Raw genomic sequence first — 1,885 nt, 5'->3', positions numbered from 1 at the left:
TCGAACTGCGGAAGGCAGAAAGTCCCAGCTCCCAGGCCACAACAGCGGCAACCGGGACGGTAGAGACGACTGGGAACTCAGGGGTTATTTCTTAGGAGGGCGCCGAGCGGTCGTGCTAGGAGGAGGCGCGGCACAGCAACTGTTCCCGGACGCGCACGCCCGTTTCCAGGCCGCCCTGCAGGCGCTGCCCGCCGAGCAGGCCGCCCGCCCGTTCGCCACGGCGCTCGCCGAGCTGGTCGCCCTTCATACCGGCCAGTTTTACGGCAACGGCGGTTTCGTCATCCTGCCGAAGTGGGCCGACATCATGGACCGGCACTTCCCAGCCGCTGACCGCGAGCCCGTCCAACGAGCTCACATGCCGGGGACGGCCTCCCCCAGGTTGCCGCCCCCGGCTGTCCCATGCCTCAGTCATAGGCTGAGGTCCCGGCACGGTGAGTAGCAGTGTTCTGCCGGGGCGGTCTCGCGCCTGCGTCGACTTCGGGAAGACCGCAATGTCATGGTGCGGGTCGCGATGACCGAGGCGCAGCATGCCGAGCCGGGTCAGGGCAGATACTTGCGAGGTTTTGACCTTTGGGGCGCGCTTCGGTGCGGTTTGCAGCCCTTCGGCCGGATGGCTGTGTATGGAGACTGTCTGGCGAGAGGCCGCGCCGCACGCCAGACAGCCCGCTGCGGGCCAGCCCCCTCCTCCGCGCTTGGCCCGCGAGTCCTTCATATCAGTTACCGCCCAAGTACGCAGAGTGCCTGTGTTGCAACCCCGTGGCACCGATCCCCAGCCGGTGTCGTCATGCCAGCCGTCCGTGGTGGTCGCGGATGCCGAACCTGCTGGTCATCGGGCCGACCAACAACGGCAAGTCGATGATCGTGGAGAAGTTCCGCCGCTTGCACCCGCCGACCTCGCACCCGGACCGGGAGGAGATCCCGGTGCTGATGGTGCAGATGCCGTCCGACCCGCACGTGGCCCGCTTCTACACCGCGCTGCTGACCGCGCTCGGCGCGCCGCGAGTTCCTCAACCTGCTGCGGTTCCTGGGCAACGAACTGAAGATCCCACTGGTCGGCGTCGGCACCCGGGACGCCTACCTAGCAATCCGCTCCGACGACCAGCTGGAGAACCGCTTCGCCCCGTTCGTGCTACCGCGCTGGCAGCCCGACCCCGTCACAAGAACCCGCGCACCGCCATGCGCTACACACGGCCCGGCGGCGAGGTCGTCGCCGAGATCACCGGCATCCTCACCCCACCACGCCGCGCTCACTGACAGTTCAACGACCATCGGAGGACCCCCATGGACGACAACGAGCCCGTCACCATCCTCGGCGTGAGCCTCACCCCAGGGCGCCGAGCATGAGGGTGACTGCCTACGCGGAGGTGTACTCGCCGGAGACTCACCCGCATATCGCTTCGTGCCGGCCGACTGATCGACCGGTCCCGACGCTCGCCGAACTTGTGGCCGATTACGGCGGCTACGCCTTCACCACCCCGCTGCCCCGGAGCGCATCCGGATGGATGGCCCGGGTCGCCGAAGCCACAGGCGACACCGCGCTGGCGGGCATCATTGCCCGCGGCTACATCGCAGGATCGTTCGAGCTGCTGGCCCACCTCGACCACGCAACGACGATGGTCGTCTACGGGTCCGGATCGAGCCCGAACCGACCGACCCGCCCGAGCTGCTACCCCCGCCCGATCCGGACTTCCACCTCAGAAAGGCCCCATGATCGAGCGGCCTCGCCAGGGCCACGATCGAGATCGTGCAGGATTACATCGCGAAGCACGGGGGCAGCGCCTCAGATCAATCAGTGAACCTATTTCAGCCTCATGCGGCCTGGGCAACGCGATGATTTTGAAGGACAGCGATGGCCTTGCACAGGTGGCCGGCCTTGGACGGGCTG

Annotated in this window: 1 protein-coding gene and 1 pseudogene; one reads left to right on the top strand and one right to left on the bottom strand. The window is 67.4% G+C overall.

The features are described from left to right. Positions 1-115 precede the first annotated feature (115 nt). A complete protein-coding gene (locus ACIHFD_RS67835; protein WP_397375963.1) occupies positions 116-355 on the bottom strand; it encodes a hypothetical protein in 240 nt (79 codons plus the stop codon). Between the two features lie 452 nt (positions 356-807). On the opposite strand from ACIHFD_RS67835, the pseudogene ACIHFD_RS67830 reads away from it, so the two are divergent. Next, positions 808-1,273: pseudogene (locus ACIHFD_RS67830) on the top strand (TniB family NTP-binding protein); the annotation flags it as partial. Between the last annotated feature and the right edge of the window lie 612 nt (positions 1,274-1,885).

The sequence above is a fragment of the Nonomuraea sp. NPDC051941 genome (assembly GCF_044593615.1).
This window is presented reverse-complemented; position numbering and strand designations above follow the sequence as displayed.